Source organism: Gryllotalpicola sp. (assembly GCF_027352875.1).
Taxonomy (GTDB): domain Bacteria; phylum Actinomycetota; class Actinomycetes; order Actinomycetales; family Microbacteriaceae; genus Gryllotalpicola.
Window position 1 is genome coordinate 13,244 of the sequence record NZ_DAIEII010000078.1, and the last position, 16,593, is coordinate 29,836.

Consider the following 16,593-nt stretch of genomic DNA (forward strand, 5'->3'; position numbering starts at 1 on the left):
CATCGGCTAGCCGACCGATCCTTCCATGCCCATCTCGATGAGCTTGTTGAGTTCGAGGGCGTACTCCATGGGCAGCTCGCGCGCGATCGGCTCGATGAAGCCGCGCACGATCATCGCCATCGCCTCGGACTCGGGCAGGCCGCGGCTCATGAGGTAGAACAGCTGCTCCTCGCTGACGCGCGACACGGTCGCCTCGTGACCGAGCTGCACGTCGTCGACCCGGATGTCGATCGACGGGTAGGTGTCGGAGCGCGAGATGGTGTCGACGAGTAGGGCGTCGCAGCGCACGTTGTTGGACGAGTGGTGGGCGTTGGCGTCGACCCGCACCTCGCCGCGGTAGCCGGCGCGCCCGCCGCCGCGGGCGATCGACTTGGAGACGATCGACGACTGCGTGTACGGCGCCATGTGGATCATCTTGGCTCCGGCGTCCTGGTGCTGGCCGGGGCCGGCGAAGGCCACCGACAGCGTCTCGCCCTTGGCCCTCTCGCCGACGAGGTAGATGGACGGGTACTTCATCGTCACCTTGGAGCCGATGTTGCCGTCGATCCACTCCATCGTCGCCCCCTCGTGGGCGATGGCCCGCTTGGTGACGAGGTTGTAGACGTTGTTGGACCAGTTCTGGATCGTCGTGTAGCGCACGCGGGCGTTCTTCTTCACGATGATCTCGACGACGGCCGAGTGCAGCGAGTCGCTCTTGTAGATCGGGGCCGTGCAGCCCTCGATGTAGTGCACGTACGAGCCCTCGTCGGCGATGATGAGCGTGCGCTCGAACTGGCCCATGTTCTCGGTGTTGATGCGGAAGTAGGCCTGCAGCGGGATCTCGACGCGGACGCCCTTGGGCACGTAGACGAAGGAACCGCCCGACCACACCGCGGTGTTGAGCGCGGCGAACTTGTTGTCGCCGGCGGGGATGACGGTGCCGAAGTACTCCTCGAAGAATTCGGGGTGCTGCTTGAGCGCCGTGTCGGTGTCCATGAAGATGACGCCCTGCGCCTCGAGGTCCTCGCGGATCTGGTGGTAGACGACCTCGGATTCGTACTGCGCGGCCACACCGGCGACGAGGCGCTGGCGCTCGGCCTCGGGGATGCCGAGCTTCTCATAGGTGTTGCGGATGTCCTCGGGGAGGTCTTCCCAGCTCTGCGCCTGCTTCTCGGTCGAGCGCACGAAGTACTTGATGTTGTCGAAGTCGATGCCGGAGATGTCGGCGCCCCAGGTGGGCATCGGTTTCTTCTCGAAGATGGAGAGCGCCTTGAGGCGGTTCTTCAGCATCCACTCGGGTTCGTTCTTGATGCCGGAGATGCCCTTGACGACGTCGTCGCTCAGGCCGCGGCGCGCGGTGGCGCCTGCCACGTCGGAATCCGACCAGCCGAACTCGTACTGGCCGAGGCCTTCGAGCTCGGGACGGTCGATGAGAACGTCAGACATTGCTTCCTCGTTTCTGGCCGCCGTACCGGTTATCAGACCGGCTCGCCTGCGGTGTGTGGCCTGCCCTCACGAGTCGAGCGCAGCGGAGGCGATATCGCGGTGCCGCATGACAGCCCAGTCTACCGTCGCTGCGCGCGCATCGGCTGCTTAGGGGATGAGATCGTTCACTGCGCGCGGTCATATCTCAACGTGGCCGCTAGCGTAAAGGCGTGCCATCAGCCTCCGAGTTCGACGAACTCGATCTGCGCATTGCCGTGGCTCTCCAGGCCAACGGTCGGGCAACCTGGGGTCTTATCGCCAAGGTCCTTGACGTGCCCGTGCGCACCATCACCCGGCGTGGGCAGCACCTGCTCGACGACGGCGCCGTACGCGTGTCGACCTACCTGGACACGACGATCGTCGGCACAGCGCGGCCACTCGTCATCCAGATCGGCACCCTGCCAGGCAAAGCGATGGATGTCGCCCGCGTGATCGCCGAGCGCGGCGACGCCTCGAGCGTCTCGGTCATCGAGAGCGGCTCTGATGCCATCTGCCAGCTCATGCCGCGTACGCAGGAAGACAGTGCCCGTCTCGTTCTTGAGGACCTGCCCGCTATCGGAGGGCTGACGAGCGTCAAGGTCGGCTCGGTGCTCAAGTTCTTCCGCTCCGGCTATGATTGGACGGTCGTGCCGCTCGATGAGGAAGTGCTGGCCCAGCTACGCGGGCGGCAGCCGGCGCGCACCCGCCCGCGCGAACCGATCACGCTCTCGCCCGAAGAAGAGCAGATCGTCGCCGATCTCGCTGCTGATGGTCGCGCCTCCGCGAGTGACGTCGCGGACCGCATCGGCGTGAGCCCCCCGACTGCCAAGCGGCGCATCGACGCGCTCTTCGAGCAGGGGGCCCTTCATGTGCGCACCGAGATCGCGCCCGCGCTGCATGGTCTCCGGGTGGAGGCGCTGAACTGGCTGCAGGTCCGTCCCGACCGCATCGAGCAGGTCGGGACGGCGCTCGCCAGGCATCCTGCCGTGCGGTTCTGCGCCTCGTGCACCGGTGCGGCGCAGATGCTCGTCGATTGTGTGGTCGCCGATGAGGGCGCGCTGTACAGATTCCTCACCGAGGATGTGGCCGCCCTCGGGGTCGAAACCACCCAGACGGCGGTGGTACTCAGCCCTGTGCGACGGGGCCCCATGCTCGTGACGGATATGGCCGAGTTGTAAATTTCTTGTTCCATTGGTGGCCAAAAGCATCAATTCAAATTGTTTATGTGGCCGATTGGCACGTACGCTGCCGAGCATGCAGTTGAACGCCGTCGCAACCGCGAGTGAATGGGAGCTTGCCGCCGCCGAGCTCGCCTGGCGCTCGGGCGTGTTCGTCGACGGCAAGCTGCAGCCCTCGCGCTCCGATGAGGGCTTCAGTGTCGTCAGTCCTCGCGACGGCGCCGCGCTCGCCGAGGTCGCCGTGGGCTCCGCGCTCGACGTCGACGCCGCGGTCTCATCGGCCCGCGCCGCCTTCGACGACGGCCGCTGGTCGCGCCGTGCCGCGACCGAGCGCGGCCGCGCGCTCGTGCGCTTCGGCGACGCCGTGGAGAGCCGTGCCCGCGAGCTCGCCCTTCGCATCTCGCTCGAGATGGGCAAGCCCGCCCAGGACGCGCTCGCCGTCGAGTTGCGCGCCATCGCGCAGACTCTCCGCTGGTACGGCCAGCTCGCCGACAAGCTCGGCGACGAGGCGCACGTCGGTACTCCCGGCGCCCTCGCTCTCGTCACCCGCGAGCCCGCCGGTGTCGTCGGCGCCGTCGTGCCGTGGAACTTCCCCTTGACCATGACGGGCTGGAAGCTCGGCCCGGCGCTCGCCGCGGGCAACAGCGTCGTGCTCAAGCCGGCCGAGCAGACGAGCATGTCGGCGCTTGTGCTCGGCGAGCTCGCCCTCGAGGCGGGCATCCCCGCCGGGGTTCTCAACATCGTGCCGGGCCGCGGCGACATCGTCGGCGAGGCTATCGGACGCCATCCCGGGGTCGATGTCGTGGCGTTCACCGGCTCGGTCGGGGTCGGGCGCAGGTTCCTCGCCTACGCCGCCGAGTCGAATGGCAAGCGCGTCTGGCCCGAACTCGGCGGCAAGTCCGCCTCGGTCGTACTGCCCGACGCGGATCTCGATAAGGCCGGTCGCACGACCGCCTGGGGCTCCTTCTACAACCAGGGCCAGATGTGCAGCGCCTCCTCGCGCATGGTCGTCCTCGGTGAGGCGCACGACGCGGCCGTCGCGGCGGCCATAGCCCAGGCGGATGACATGCGTCCGGCCGACCCGCTTTCGGGTGACGCCGCACTCGGCGCCGTCGTCAGCGAGGCGCAGCTCGCCAAGATCCTCGGCTTCGTCGAGCGGGCGGTCGCCGATGGCGCCGCCATCGCCGCCGGCACCGGCGAGCGGTTCGACATCGGCACGGGCCGAGGCAGCTACCTCGCTCCCATCGTGCTCACGGGCGTGCGCCCCGACATGGAGATCGCCCAGCAGGAGGTCTTCGGCCCGGTGCTTTCCGTCATCGCGGTCGATTCCGTCGACGAGGCCGTCGCGGTCGCCAACGGCACGCCGTTCGGCCTCGGTGCAGGGGTGTGGGGCCGTGACCTCTCCGCAGTCCATCAGCTCGCCCGCCGGCTGCGCGCCGGCACCGTCTGGGTGAACTGCTGGGAGGAGGGCGACATGTCGATGCCGTTCGGCGGCGTTGGCGCGAGCGGTTTCGGCCGCGACAAGGGCGCGCGCGCCGTCGACAAATACGTCGACGTCAAGAGCACCTGGATCGAGCTGGACTCATGACAGCGCCCATCATCGCGGTCTCGAGCTGGCGGCGTCGAGTGACCACCTACCTCGGCTCCGACACCGATCTTTACACCCTCGGCGGCGAGTATGCCGACGCGCTGGGGCGCGCGGGCGGCATACCCGTCATCCTCCCCAATCTGCCCGTCGACAGCGTGGGCGCGGTGCTGGATGGCGTCGATGGCGTGCTCCTTACCGGTGGTCAGGACCTCGGCGACCCTGCCCCCGCAGACGCGGCGCGCGATGCCACCGAGTTCGCACTCCTCGCCGGCGCGCGCAGCCGCGGCATCCCCGTCTTCGGAATCTGCCGCGGCCTGCAGATCATCAACATGTTCTTCGCGGGCACGCTCATCGCCGAACTGCCGGAGACGCCTGAACACCCGCACGCCGAGGGTGCCGCGCAACTCGAAGTGCGTCACTCCGTGACGGCGACTGCGGGCTGGCTCGCCGCCGCACTGCCCGAGAACGGCATCGTCAACTCCATCCATCACCAGGCCGTCGATCGGCTCGGCCCCGGGCTCGCCATCGCTGCCATCGCCCCCGATGGCGTGCTGGAGGCGTTCGAGGCGCCGGAATCGAACTGGTTTCTCCGTGCAGTGCAGTGGCATCCCGAGAAGCTCCCCGGTGTCTCGGGGCGCGCGCATTCGGACCGCCTCCTGGCCGACTTCCTCACCGCGGCCTCCGCGTACGCGGCTGGCCGGACAACAGCACCACAACAGAGAAAGGAGTACGTGTGAGCACGTCCCCGAAGCGCATCTACCTCGAATTCGAGGGAGGGCCGCGAGCGGAGGCGACCCTGCTCGTCGATGAGGCACCCCGGACCGCGACTGCGATCTGGGAGGCCCTGAAGGAGCCGGTCACCGAGTCGGTCATGCACGCCATGTACGCGGGACCCGAGATCATGTTCGGGCTGCCCCCTCAGGCGCAGACCTTCGATCCCGCTGCACTGCCCGCCGAGAACCAGCAGGTGATTCCTGCCCCCGGTGATCTCATCTGGTTCTTCCAGCCCAAGGAACTCATGGGCGGCCTCGACTTCGAGCTCTGGGAGCTCGGGATCTTCTACGGTCGGGGTGGCCGAGTCTTCGGCCCTCTCGGCTTCTCGCCCTGCACCATCTGGGCAAGCATCACCAGCGGCCTCGCCGAGTTCGCCGCTGCCTGCCAGGAGACCAGGACCATCGGTCTCAAGACCCTCACCATTGGGAGAATCGAATGATACAAAGCACTCGTGCGCGCCTCATCGCCGGCATCAGCCTGGTCGCGGCCGCCGCGACCGCCCTCACCGCCTGCTCGAGCTCGTCCAGCACGCCGAGCGGCGCGCCTTCGACGTCGAGCACGGCGGCGGTCACCCTGCCCCCGGCCTTCGCCGGCGCCGACCTCGTGGCCCCGGCCGTGACGGGTTACCCCCCGTACGCGTGGCTCGAAGACGGCAAGATCAAGGGCATCAGCACCGACCTCGCCGTCGCCCTCGGCGGCCCGTGGGGCAAGACGGTCACCCTCAAGCAGGACTCCTTCGAGAACGCCATGCTCGGCATCGACACCGGTCAGTACTTCGGCGTCTTCGGTGCTGACGTGACCGCCGACCGAGAGGCCACCTACGACCAGGTGCCCTTCCTGGCCGACCACTACGAGTTCATGTCGCTGGCCGGATCGAGCCCGCTCGGCACGACGATGGACGCACTCTGCGGCCTCAAGATCTCCGTCGTGGCAGCGGACAGCGCCATCCCGGTGTTGAAGAAGCAGTCCGCGACGTGCACCTCAGAAGGCAAGTCGGCCATCACCGTGCAGACCTTCGCCGATCAGGGCGCTGCGACACTCGCCGTGACGAGCAAGCAGACCGACGCCACGACGGCGACCGTCACCAACCTGGCGTACATTTCAAGCCAGGCGGCCGGACAGTTCCAGATCGGCGGGCCGAAGTATCAGTACGTGCTCATCGGCATCGCCATCAAGAAGGGCAACGGGATGGCGCAGGCCATCGCCGACGGAATCAATGCCCTCATCGCCGACGGCGGCTACGCCACGATCCTCAAGACCTACGGCGTGGAATCGGACGCGATCACCTCGGCGACGGTCAACCCCGACCCCAACAGCGTCGGGCAGTAGCAGCCATCGCGACACCCTGAGTAAGAGAGCAATGACAGAGCACGCGATCCTCGACCCCGCAACGGCGCGCCACATTCCTACCCGGCACGTCTGGCGCGGCGTGATCGCCGTCGTCCTCCTGCTCGCACTGCTGTGGTTCGTCCAGGGCCTGGCGTTCAACCAGGCCCTGGACTGGACCACGGTGTGGAAGTACTTCCTCGACTACGACGTGCTGGCTGGCCTCGGCCGCACCGTGCTGATCACCGCGATCTCCATCGTCGTCGCGGTCGTCGTGGGGGGACTGCTCGCCACGATGCGCCTCGCCGAGAGCAGGGTGCTCAACGCGCTCTCCTGGGTCTATGTGTGGTTCTTCCGCTCGGTGCCCCTGCTCGTGCTGCTCGTACTGACCTTCAACCTGTCGCTGCTGTGGCCGCATGTCTCACTCGGCATTCCGTTCGGCGGTCCCACGTTCTTCTCCATCCCCACCCAGAAGCTCATCGATCCGCTCGCGGCCGCCATCGTCACCTTCTCGCTGCAGCAGGCCGCCTACACCTCGGAGGTGCTGCGCGCCTCGATCCTCTCCGTGCCGCTCGGGCAGCGCGAGGCGGCATACGCCCTCGGCATGACTCGGGCGCGGACGATGATGCGCGTCGTCTTCCCGCAGGCATTCCGGGTGGCCTTGCCACCGATCGCCAACGACGCGATCAACCTGCTCAAATCGACCTCGCTCGTCGCCTTCATCGCGGTGCCTGACCTCATGTACTCGGTGCAGCAGATCTACTCGTCGAACTTCCGCGTCGTGCCGCTCCTCATCGTGGCGACACTCTGGTACATGATCGTGGTCTCCGTGCTCTCGGCGGGCCAGTACGTCGTCGAGCGCAAGCTGCGGAACGCTCCGTCGCGCACGCGGCAGGGGGCATCGGCATGAGCGCGTTTCTCGAGATCACCGAGGTCGGCAAGCGGTTCAATGGAACGACGGTGCTCGATGACGTGAACCTCACCGTCGACAAGGGCGAGACCGTCGTGCTGCTCGGCCCCTCCGGTGCCGGCAAGTCGACGCTGCTGCGGTGTGTCAACATGCTCGAGCGCATCGACGGGGGCCGCATCGTCCTCGACGGCGAAGAGCTGGGGTGGCGCGAGAGCAACGGCGTGATGCGTGAGCTCTCCGGCAGAGCCGAAGCCCGGCAGCGGCAGGAGATCGGCATGGTCTTCCAGAGTTTCAACCTCTTCGCCCATATGACGGTGCTGCAGAACGTGGTCGAGGCCCCGGTCGGCGTGCTGCGGCGACCCAAGCGCGAGGTGATCGAGGAGGCCCACGAGCTGCTCAAGCAGGTCGGGCTCGACCACAAGGCCGATGCCTACCCGGCGCAGCTCTCCGGCGGCCAGCAGCAGCGCGTCGCCATCGCGCGCTCGCTCGCCATGCACCCCAAGCTCATGCTCTTCGACGAGCCGACCAGCGCGCTCGACCCCGAGCTCGTCAGCGAGGTGCTCGACGCCATCAAACACCTTGCCGTGACGGGCATCACGATGCTCGTCGTCACGCACGAGATCGGGTTCGCCCGTGAGGTCAGCGACCGCTTCGTCTTCATGGAGAACGGGCGAGTCGTCGAGACCGGGTTGTCGCGGCGGCTCACCGTCGAGGGCGCGGAGAACGCCCGCACCCGGGACTTCCTCTCGAAGGTGCTCTGAACCGCCGCGACAGCCCGGTCTCGCGTCATGGCAGGACCGAGCCGGACGAGGTGCGTCGCGGGTCGATGCGTCGGGGAAGCGGGGTCGGGGTCCCCGAATCGGAATTCGCTTCAACCTGCGGTTGAGGCTTTGGCCAGCCAGGGGCGGTTTTCGAGCATGGAATGTCAGTGGCCACCTGTTGACTTGACGCATGTTCCCGAGGTTCCGAGAGGTCGATGCGGCTGGTGAGGCGGCGTCCGCGGTGGGTGCCGCGCTCGATTCCGCTGATGCCGTTTTCGCGGCGGCGCTCGAGCGTGTCGCTGCGACGCAGCGGGAGATCGACGCGCTCCTGGCACGGCGCGCACGGGAGATCACCGCGGTGGTCGTTGCGGCCGAAAGGCTGGAGATTGTCTCGGGTACGCCCACGTCGCGCTCGGCCGAGTTCGTGCACCGCTCGACCCGGGCCGAGCTCGCGCTGGCGCTTCGCACGTCGGAGCATGTCGCCGAGCGCGAGTTGGCGACGGCCGAGTCTTTGACGACAGTGCTGACCGCGACGCTCGACGCGGTGGAATCCGGTGCGATCACCTGGCGGGCCGCGACGCTCATCGCCGAGTGCGCTCAGCGCGACGGCACCGATCTCGGCGAGCGGGTTGCCGCGTTCGAGGCTGCCGGGCTTCGGATTGCGGCTGCGGCGGCGCCGTCCCGGCTCCGCTCGCGCCTGGCTGCTCTTCTCGAGCGGTTCCTCCGGGCGCCTGCCGTCGAGCGCCATCAGGCCGCTGCCGAGCAGCGTCACGTCATCCTCGAGGATGTCACCGACGGCATGTCCTGGCTGCACACTCTGCTTCCCTCGGTCGAGGCGCATGCGGTCTACCACCGCCTCACTGACGTCGCCCGCGCGCTTCAGCGTGTGGACGGCGAAGAAGGCATCGACGATCCGCGCACCCTCGCGCAGCGGCGAGCCGACCTCCTGGTCGACTTCATCGCCGGCGATCACATCCGGGTGGCGGACCGGGGCGGCCTCTCGGCGCAGGACGCCTTCGAGCGGCGCGTCGGCGAGGGCCGCGACCTCGGCCGGTTCGCCGGCATCCGCCCCACCGTCGTCGTGACAGTGCCAGTGCAGACGCTGCTCGACGCCGGCGGCGGCGGCGCCGGCGGTCAAAGCCCGCCGGCGATGCTCGACGGGGTCGTGCCCATCGACCCCGCCACCGCTCGCCAGCTCACGGCCAACGCGCCGAGCCTGCACCGCCTGCTCGTCGACCCTCATAGCGGGGCAGCGCTCGACCTGAGCCGCACCCGCTATCGCCTGACGCCCGAGCTGCGGCTCTGGCTGCGCCTGCGCGATCAGACCTGCCGCTTCCCCGGCTGCGGTCATCTCGCGAAGGGCTGCGACATCGACCACACCGTCGACTGGCAATACGGCGGCGCGACCGCCGCACACAACCTCGCCCACCTCTGCCGCGGCCACCACGCCCTCAAGCACCAAACCCGCTGGCATGTCGAACAACACCCCGACGGCACGCTCACCTGGCAGTCACCGAGCGGCCGTGTGCACTCGACAAAGCCCGGCAGCGCCTTCCCATCCACGCCGTGACGACGAGGATGACTTCGATCATCCGGCGGTCGCCCCGGGGAATCCGCTTCGACGCCACGTCCTCTACCGGCTCTCGGAACCGTGAGGCCGCGACAGTCGGCGGCGCACGGGATACGGCCTAAGCGGCGACGCTGCTCGATGCCGGCGCGGTAACGGCGCTGCGCCGAAGTCCGAGGCCGTTCGTGTCCAAGAGGACCCGCAGCGCGCCGGCCCAGACCAGGCCCGCCCCGAGCAAGTGGAAGGCGACCTCGGTCTCGGGCAGGTGGGTGAGGGCCTGCACGAGGCCGAGCACCGCCTGCAGCACGCAGACGACGAAGAACACAGAGACGCGCAGGCGCGGGGTGCGGGCATCCGCCCCGCGCAGCGTGAGCCACAGCACCGCGGCCACGACGATGGTCGCCCCGCCGAGTGAGCCGTGGATCGCGGTGATCGCCGCCCAGTCGAAGGGGATGCGCGCGACGTCACTGGAGTCGCCCGAGTGCGGGCCGGAGCCCGACACCATCGTGCCGACGCAGACCAGCACGAAGGTCAGCGCCATGAGCACCCAGGCGAGGCGCTTCGAGAGTGGCGTGGTGACGATGACGCGCTGAGGGTCGGCGTGCACGACGTGCCAGGTCAGCGTCGTCGTGGTGAGCAACGCGATCGCCATGATGAAGTGCGCGGCGACCACCCACGGGTTGAGCAGCGCGAGCACGCTGATGCCGCCGACGACCGCGTTGGCGACGACGAGCCAGAACTGGCTCCACGCCAGGCGCGTCACGCGGCGGTCGCGCGGCCGCTGCAGGCGCGCGGCAACGATGACCCACGCTACGACGATGACGATGAGACCGGTGAGCAGGCGGTTCGCCTGCTCTATTACCTGATGGACGTTGGCGGAGATCGGCGCGATGACCTGGGTGGCGTCGCACGCCGGCCAGGTCGGGCATCCCAGACCCGACGAGGTCACCCGCACCACTCCCCCGCTGAGGATGATGACGAGACTCACGACGAGGGCCGCGGTCGAGGCCCAGCGCAGGCTGCGCGGCCCCAGCGCCCACCGGTCGGCCGCCCAGCCGAGCGGTGTCACAAAGCTCATTGCGCGCCGGTCCCTGCCCGGCGCGCCCGCTCCGGCGCCGTGCGCGCCGCCGCCGTCGCTGGTGCCATGGTCAGAACGGCAGCAGCGGGTCGACGGCGACCGCGAGGAACAGGATCGTCAGGTAGGTGATCGAGCCCTGGAAGACCCGCATCGGCGAGACGTCCTGCCCCTTGATCGCCAGGTGGTACAGCCGGTGCGTCTCGTAGATGAACCAGGCACCCGACGACGCCGCCGCCACCGTGTACACGATGCCCATGTGCGCGACCGGGACGAGCAGCAGCGAGCACACCACCGTCGCCCACGCGTAGAGGATGACCTGCAGTCCGACGACCGCCTGCCCTCGCACCGCGCCGAGCATGGGCACGCCGACGCGGCGGTAGTCGTCCTGGTACTTCATCGAGAGCGGCCAGTAGTGCGGCGGCGTCCAGAGGAACACGACGGCGAAGAGGATGACCGGCGCCCAGGAGAGCGAGTTCGTGACGGCCGCCCAGCCGATGAGGACCGGGAAGCAGCCGGCGATGCCGCCCCAGATGATGTTCTGGCTGGTGCGGCGCTTGAGCCAGATCGTGTAGACGAAGACGTAGAAGAGGATGGCGGCGACCGAGAGCCCCGCGGTGAGCAGGTTCGTGGTGACGGCGAACCACACCGTCGAGACCACCCCGAGGATCGTCGCGAAGACGAGCGCACCGCGGGGGCTCACCTCGCCGGTGACGATCGGGCGGTTCTCGGTGCGATGCATCCGCGCGTCGATGTCGCGGTCGATGTACATGTTGTAGGCGGCGGCGCTGCCCGCGGACATCGCGCCGCCGAACACGGTCGCGAGGATGAGCCAGATGTTCGGGAATCCGCCCTGGGCGAGGATCATCACCGGGATGGTCGTCACGAGCAGGAGCTCCATGACGCGCGGCTTGGTCAGTTCGACGTAGGCGAGGATCGTGCGCCCGAGGCCGATGTGCCGAGGTTCGGCCAGGGCGGCCTCGGTCTGCAGCGTCGTACCCACGACGGCGAGTGTACCGGCCCAGCCTGCGGGTTCACCCTCCTGTCGTTAGGTGGCAACCGAAATATGCCGTCCGGGAGTATCCCTCTGGCTAGGCTTGAAAACTGTGGCAGAACTCGTCTGGGAGTCCATTGACAGCAAGGCCGTAGACACCGCGCGCGTGCTCGCGGCGGATGCCGTGGAGAAGGTCGGAAACGGCCACCCCGGCACGGCGATGAGCCTCGCGCCCGCCGCCTATCTGCTGTGGCAGAAGGTCATGCGCCGTGATCCGTCGGACGACGCCTGGATCGGGCGCGACCGCTTCATCCTCTCGGCCGGCCACTCGTCGCTGACGCAGTACATCCAGCTTTACTTCGGCGGCTACGGCCTGGAGCTCAGCGACCTCGAGGCGCTGCGCACCTGGGGCTCGCTCACGCCCGGCCACCCCGAGTACGGCCACACCAAGGGCGTCGAGATCACCACCGGCCCGCTCGGCCAGGGCCTCGCTTCGGCGGTCGGCTTCGCCTACGCGCAGCGCTACGAGCGCGGCCTGTTCGACCCGGATGCCGCGCCCGGCACGAGCCCGTTCGACCACTTCGTCTACGTCATCGCCGGCGACGGCGACATCGAGGAGGGCGTCTCCTCCGAGGCCGGATCACTCGCCGGCCGGCAGCAGCTCGGCAACCTCATCGCCATCTACGACTCGAACCAGATCTCCATCGAGGACGACACCAACGTCGCCCTCTCCGAAGACGTCAAGGCCCGCTACGAGGCGTACGGCTGGCACGTGCAGGTCGTCGACTGGAAGAAGGGCGGCAGGTATCACGAAGACCTGCCCGAGCTCTTCGCCGCGATCGAGGCGGCACAGGCGGTCGCCGACAAGCCGTCGCTCGTCATCCTGCGCACGATCATCGGCTGGCCGAGCCCGACCAAGCAGAACTCCGGCAAGATCCACGGCTCCAAGCTCGGCGCGGAAGAGCTCGCCGGCCTCAAGAACGTGCTCGGCTTCGACCCGGAGAAGTCGTTCGACGTCGAGCCCGCGGTCATCGCGCACACCCGCAAGGCCCTCGAGCGCGGCAAAGCCGCCCGCGCCGAGTGGCAGGTCGGCTTCGAGGCCTGGGCCACAGCGAACCCCGAGCGCAAGGCCCTCTTCGACCGCCTCGAGGCGGGCGTGCTGCCCGACGGGCTCGAGGCGGCGCTGCCGGTCTTCGAGAGCGGCACCGAGATCTCGACCCGCGCCGCCTCCGGCAAGGTCATCAACGCCATCGCCGGCGTGCTGCCCGAGTTCTGGGGCGGCAGCGCCGACCTGGCGGAATCCAACCTCACCACCATCGAGGGCGGGCGCTCGTTCCTGCCCTCGAGCGTGACGACGCACGACTGGGGTCAGGGTTCGCCGTACGGCCGAGTGCTGCATTTCGGCATCCGCGAGCACGCGATGGCCGCCATCCTCAACGGCATCGTGCTGCACGGCAAGACGCGCGCCTTCGGCGGCACCTTCCTGCAGTTCGCCGACTACATGCGCCCCGCCGTGCGCCTCGCCGCCCTCATGCGGATCCCGTCGATCTTCGTGTGGACGCACGACTCCGTCGCCCTCGGCGAGGACGGCCCGACGCATCAGCCCGTCGAGCACCTCGCCGCGCTGCGCGCCATCCCCGGTCTCGACGTGGTGCGTCCCGCCGACGCCAACGAGACCGCGTACGCGTGGCTCGAGATCGTCAAGCGCAGGCACGCCCCGGCGGGCATCGCGCTGACCCGCCAGAACGTGCCCGTGTTCGCCCGCGGCGACGGGGAGGCCGCCGGCGAGGTCTTCGCCAGCGCGAAGAACACCGCCAAGGGCGCGTACGTGCTCGCCGAGTCCCCCACGGGAACCGTCGATGTCATCCTCATCGGAACCGGCTCCGAGGTGCAGTTCGCCATCGAGGCCCGCTCGGTTCTCGCCGCGGACGGCATCGGCGCGCGGGTCGTCTCGGTGCCCAGCCAGGAGTGGTTCGCCGAGCAGGGCGAGGACTACCGCGAGTCGGTGCTGCCGTCCTCGGTGAAGGCGCGCGTCTCGGTCGAGGCGGGCATCGCGCTGAGCTGGGCGAGGTGGGTCGGCGACGCCGGTCGCTCGGTGTCCATCGAGCACTACGGCGCCTCCGCCGACTACCAGACGCTGTACGAGAAGTTCGGCATCACGACCGCGGCCGTCATCGCGGCCGCCAAGGCGTCCCTCGCATCCGCGGCATCCGCGGCATCCACTGCATCCGTTTGAAGGAGCTAGGAAATGACCACCCCCACCGCTGAGCTCGCCGCCGCCGGCGTGAGCATCTGGCTCGACGACCTGTCGCGCTCGCGCATCGCGTCGGGCTCGCTCACGGCGTTCATCGCCGAGAAGAACGTCACCGGCGTCACCACGAACCCCACGATCTTCGCTGCCGCTCTCGCCAAGGGCGACGGCTACCAGGACCAGGTCACCGAACTGGCGAAGGCCGGCAGGACCGCGGCCGAAGCGATCTTCGAGATCACCACGCGGGACGTCGCGGACGCCGCCGACCTCTTCGCGCCCGTCTTCGAGGCGACGGGCGGCCTCGACGGGCGCGTCTCCATCGAGGTGGAGCCCGGTCTCGCCCGCGACGCCGAGGGCACCATAGCCCAGGCGAAGGAGCTCTGGGCCAAGGTCGGCAAGCCGAACGCCCTCATCAAGATCCCGGCGACGAAGGAAGGGCTCGACGCGATTGCGCAGGTCATCGGCGCCGGCATCAGCGTCAACGTGACCTTGATCTTCTCGCTGGCGCGCTACCGCGAGGTCATCAACGCCTACCTCACCGGCCTTGAGATCGCCAAGGCGGCCGGCATCGACATCTCGACCATCCAGTCGGTCGCCTCGTTCTTCGTCTCGCGCGTCGACACCGAGATCGACAAGCGCCTCGGCGCCATCGGCACCCCCGAGGCGCTCGCGCTGAAGAGCAAGGCGGGCGTCGCCAACGCGCAGCTCGCCTACCAGGTCTTCGAGCAGGAGTTCGCCACCGAGCGCGCCAAGGGACTCATCGCGGCCGGCGGCAATGCGCAGCGCCCGCTCTGGGCGTCGACGGGCGTCAAGGATCCGTCGCTGCCCGACACCCTCTACGTCGTCGAGCTCGTCGCCGCCGGCGTCGTCAACACCATGCCGGAGAAGACCCTGGACGCCCTCTTCGACCACGGCGTGGTGCGCGGCGACACCATCACCGGCTCCTACGCGGACGCCGCATCGGTGCTCGACGCTCTCGCCCTCGAGGGAATCTCCTACGAGGACGTCACGAACCTGCTCGAGGCCGAGGGCGTCGAGAAGTTCCTCGTCTCGTGGAACGAACTCACCGACACCGTGCAGACCGCGCTTGACTCGGCTCTCGAGGCCGTGAAGTGAGCTTCGAGATCCACGTCAGCGGCGAGGCCGAGACCGCTGTCGAGAAACACCTTCCGGCGCTCGTCGCCGACTTCGTCGCCTCGCGGATCTTCGCCCAGGACCCGACGCTGTGGGGGCCGGATGCCGAGCATGAGGCCAGCATCCGCCTCGGCTGGATCAACGCGGTCACCGTCTCGCGCCCGCTCATCGCGCCGATCACCGCGCTGCGCGAGCAGTTCCTCGCCGCGGGCGTAGACCATTTCGTCCTCGGCGGCATGGGCGGCTCCTCCCTCGCGCCCGAGGTCATCACCGGCACGGCAGGCGTCGAGCTCACCATCCTCGACACCACGGACCCCGGCCAGGTGCTCGCCGCCCTCAACGACCGCCTCGCATCGACGGTGCTCGTGGTGTCGTCGAAGTCCGGCTCCACGGTCGAGACGGACAGCCACCGCCGCACCTACGAGAAGGCGTTCCGGGATGCCGGCATCGACCCCGCCGAGCGCATCGTCGTCGTCACCGACCCCGGCTCGCCGCTCGATCAGAGCGCCCGCGCGGCCGGCTACACCGTGTTCAACGCCGACCCGACGGTCGGAGGCCGCTATTCGGCGCTCACCGCCTTCGGCCTCGTGCCGGCCGGCCTCGCCGGTGTGGACCTCGACGAGCTGCTCACCGAGGCGGAAGCCGAGCTCATGGAGCTTGCGGTCGACTCCGAGAGCAACCCTGGCCTCATCCTCGGGGCGGCCATCGCCGGCACCGAGCCGCTCAAGGACAAGCTCGGCATCGTCTCCGACGGCAGCTACCTCGTCGGCTTCGGCGACTGGGCCGAGCAGCTCATCGCCGAGTCCACCGGCAAGCTCGGCACCGGGCTGCTCCCGGTCGTCCTCAGCCCGGTCGCGCCCGAGCTCGAGTTCCGGCCCGCCGACCTTCAGATCATCCGCCTCGTCGAGGACGCGGCCACCCACCACCTCTTCCGCGCCGGCCGCCACGAGGGCGAAGTCCTCGTCTCCGGCAGCCTCGGGGCGCAACTGGTGGTCTGGGAGTTCGCGGCCGCCGTCGCCGGCCGCCTGCTCGGCATCAATCCCTTCGACCAGCCCGACGTCGAGGCGGCGAAAGTCGCGGCGCTCGCGCTGCTCGACTCGACCCCGGCCCCGACAGCGCCCGCGTTCACGGCGAGCGGCATCGAGGTGCGTGAGGTCGGCGGATTCCTCGGTTCCGCCGCCACGCTCGGCGAGGCCATCGCCGCCCTGCTGGAACAGCTGACCGAGAACGGCTACGTCGCCATCCATGCCTACGTCGACCGCCTCGCTCTTCCGCAACTCGCCGGGATCCGCGACCTCGTCGCGGCGCGGGCGAGACGCCCGGTGACCTTCGGCTGGGGCCCGCGCTTTCTCCACTCGACGGGCCAGTTCCACAAGGGCGGCCCCGAGATCGGTGTGTTCCTCCAGATCACCTCCCGCGAATCGGAGGACCTCGAGGTGCCCGACCGTCCGTTCACCTTCGGCAGGCTCATCGCAGCTCAAGCCGCCGGCGACGCCGGTGTGCTCGGCGAGCACGGCCGCCCGGTGCTGACGCTCACTCTCACCCACCCCGAGGATGACGTCGTCACGCTCTTCGGCGCGGTCGACTCCTAG

Annotated in this window: 14 protein-coding genes; 11 read left to right on the forward strand and 3 right to left on the reverse strand. The window is 68.9% G+C overall.

The features are described 5' to 3' along the window. Positions 1-6: 6 nt before the first annotated feature. Positions 7-1,425 (reverse strand): Fe-S cluster assembly protein SufB, encoded by a 1,419-nt coding sequence (sufB, locus tag M7D61_RS09310; RefSeq protein ID WP_298229798.1) that lies wholly within the window; start codon positions 1,423-1,425, stop codon positions 7-9. 209 nt (positions 1,426-1,634) lie between these two features. Between sufB and M7D61_RS09315 the strand changes: the two genes are divergently transcribed. The 8 genes from M7D61_RS09315 (at position 1,635) to M7D61_RS09350 (ending at position 9,550) form a co-directional block, all read left to right on the forward strand. Further along, positions 1,635-2,621: an AsnC family transcriptional regulator gene (locus M7D61_RS09315; RefSeq protein WP_298229800.1), complete on the forward strand. Its 987-nt coding sequence runs from the start codon at positions 1,635-1,637 to the stop codon at positions 2,619-2,621. Positions 2,622-2,697: 76 nt separating this feature from the next. After that, positions 2,698-4,209: an aldehyde dehydrogenase family protein gene (locus M7D61_RS09320; RefSeq protein WP_298229802.1), complete on the forward strand. Its 1,512-nt coding sequence runs from the start codon at positions 2,698-2,700 to the stop codon at positions 4,207-4,209. After that, positions 4,206-4,946, forward strand: a complete 741-nt coding sequence (locus M7D61_RS09325) for a gamma-glutamyl-gamma-aminobutyrate hydrolase family protein (RefSeq protein WP_298229803.1) — start codon at positions 4,206-4,208, stop codon at positions 4,944-4,946. Before M7D61_RS09320 ends, M7D61_RS09325 begins: the two co-directional genes overlap by 4 nt. After that, positions 4,943-5,422 carry a DUF3830 family protein gene (locus M7D61_RS09330; protein WP_298229805.1) on the forward strand — a complete coding sequence of 160 codons (480 nt, stop codon included), beginning with the start codon at positions 4,943-4,945 and terminating at the stop codon, positions 5,420-5,422. Before M7D61_RS09325 ends, M7D61_RS09330 begins: the two co-directional genes overlap by 4 nt. Further along, positions 5,419-6,312, forward strand: coding sequence for a transporter substrate-binding domain-containing protein (locus tag M7D61_RS09335; protein WP_298229807.1), 894 nt, complete (start codon positions 5,419-5,421; stop codon positions 6,310-6,312). Before M7D61_RS09330 ends, M7D61_RS09335 begins: the two co-directional genes overlap by 4 nt. 31 nt (positions 6,313-6,343) lie before the next feature. Next, positions 6,344-7,219 carry an amino acid ABC transporter permease gene (locus tag M7D61_RS09340; RefSeq protein ID WP_298229809.1) on the forward strand — a complete coding sequence of 292 codons (876 nt, stop codon included), beginning with the start codon at positions 6,344-6,346 and terminating at the stop codon, positions 7,217-7,219. Continuing rightward, positions 7,216-7,980 (forward strand): amino acid ABC transporter ATP-binding protein, encoded by a 765-nt coding sequence (locus M7D61_RS09345; RefSeq protein WP_298229811.1) that lies wholly within the window; start codon positions 7,216-7,218, stop codon positions 7,978-7,980. Before M7D61_RS09340 ends, M7D61_RS09345 begins: the two co-directional genes overlap by 4 nt. A 190-nt stretch (positions 7,981-8,170) precedes the next feature. Further along, entirely contained in the window at positions 8,171-9,550 is a 1,380-nt protein-coding gene (locus M7D61_RS09350; protein ID WP_298229813.1) for an HNH endonuclease signature motif containing protein, read from the forward strand. Positions 9,551-9,668: 118 nt separating this feature from the next. On the opposite strand, the gene M7D61_RS09355 is transcribed toward M7D61_RS09350, so the two are convergent. Together M7D61_RS09355 and M7D61_RS09360 are read right to left on the reverse strand one after the other, a co-directional pair. Next, positions 9,669-10,625, reverse strand: a complete 957-nt coding sequence (locus M7D61_RS09355; RefSeq protein WP_298229815.1) for a COX15/CtaA family protein — start codon at positions 10,623-10,625, stop codon at positions 9,669-9,671. Positions 10,626-10,695: 70 nt separating this feature from the next. Continuing rightward, positions 10,696-11,613 (reverse strand): heme o synthase, encoded by a 918-nt coding sequence (locus M7D61_RS09360; protein ID WP_298229870.1) that lies wholly within the window; start codon positions 11,611-11,613, stop codon positions 10,696-10,698. A gap of 115 nt (positions 11,614-11,728) precedes the next feature. Here M7D61_RS09360 and tkt point away from each other — a divergent pair, with 115 nt between their 5' ends. Genes tkt through M7D61_RS09375 form a run of 3 tightly spaced genes read left to right on the forward strand, consistent with a single transcriptional unit; the run spans position 11,729 to position 16,593 of the window. Then, positions 11,729-13,852: a transketolase gene (gene tkt / locus M7D61_RS09365; protein ID WP_298229817.1), complete on the forward strand. Its 2,124-nt coding sequence runs from the start codon at positions 11,729-11,731 to the stop codon at positions 13,850-13,852. A 12-nt stretch (positions 13,853-13,864) separates the two neighbouring features. After that, a complete protein-coding gene (gene tal, locus M7D61_RS09370) occupies positions 13,865-14,983 on the forward strand; it encodes a transaldolase (RefSeq protein ID WP_298229818.1) in 1,119 nt (372 codons plus the stop codon). Further along, the gene (locus M7D61_RS09375) at positions 14,980-16,593 is read left to right on the forward strand and encodes a glucose-6-phosphate isomerase (protein WP_298229820.1); all 1,614 of its coding nucleotides are present in this window, start codon (positions 14,980-14,982) and stop codon (positions 16,591-16,593) included. Before tal ends, M7D61_RS09375 begins: the two co-directional genes overlap by 4 nt.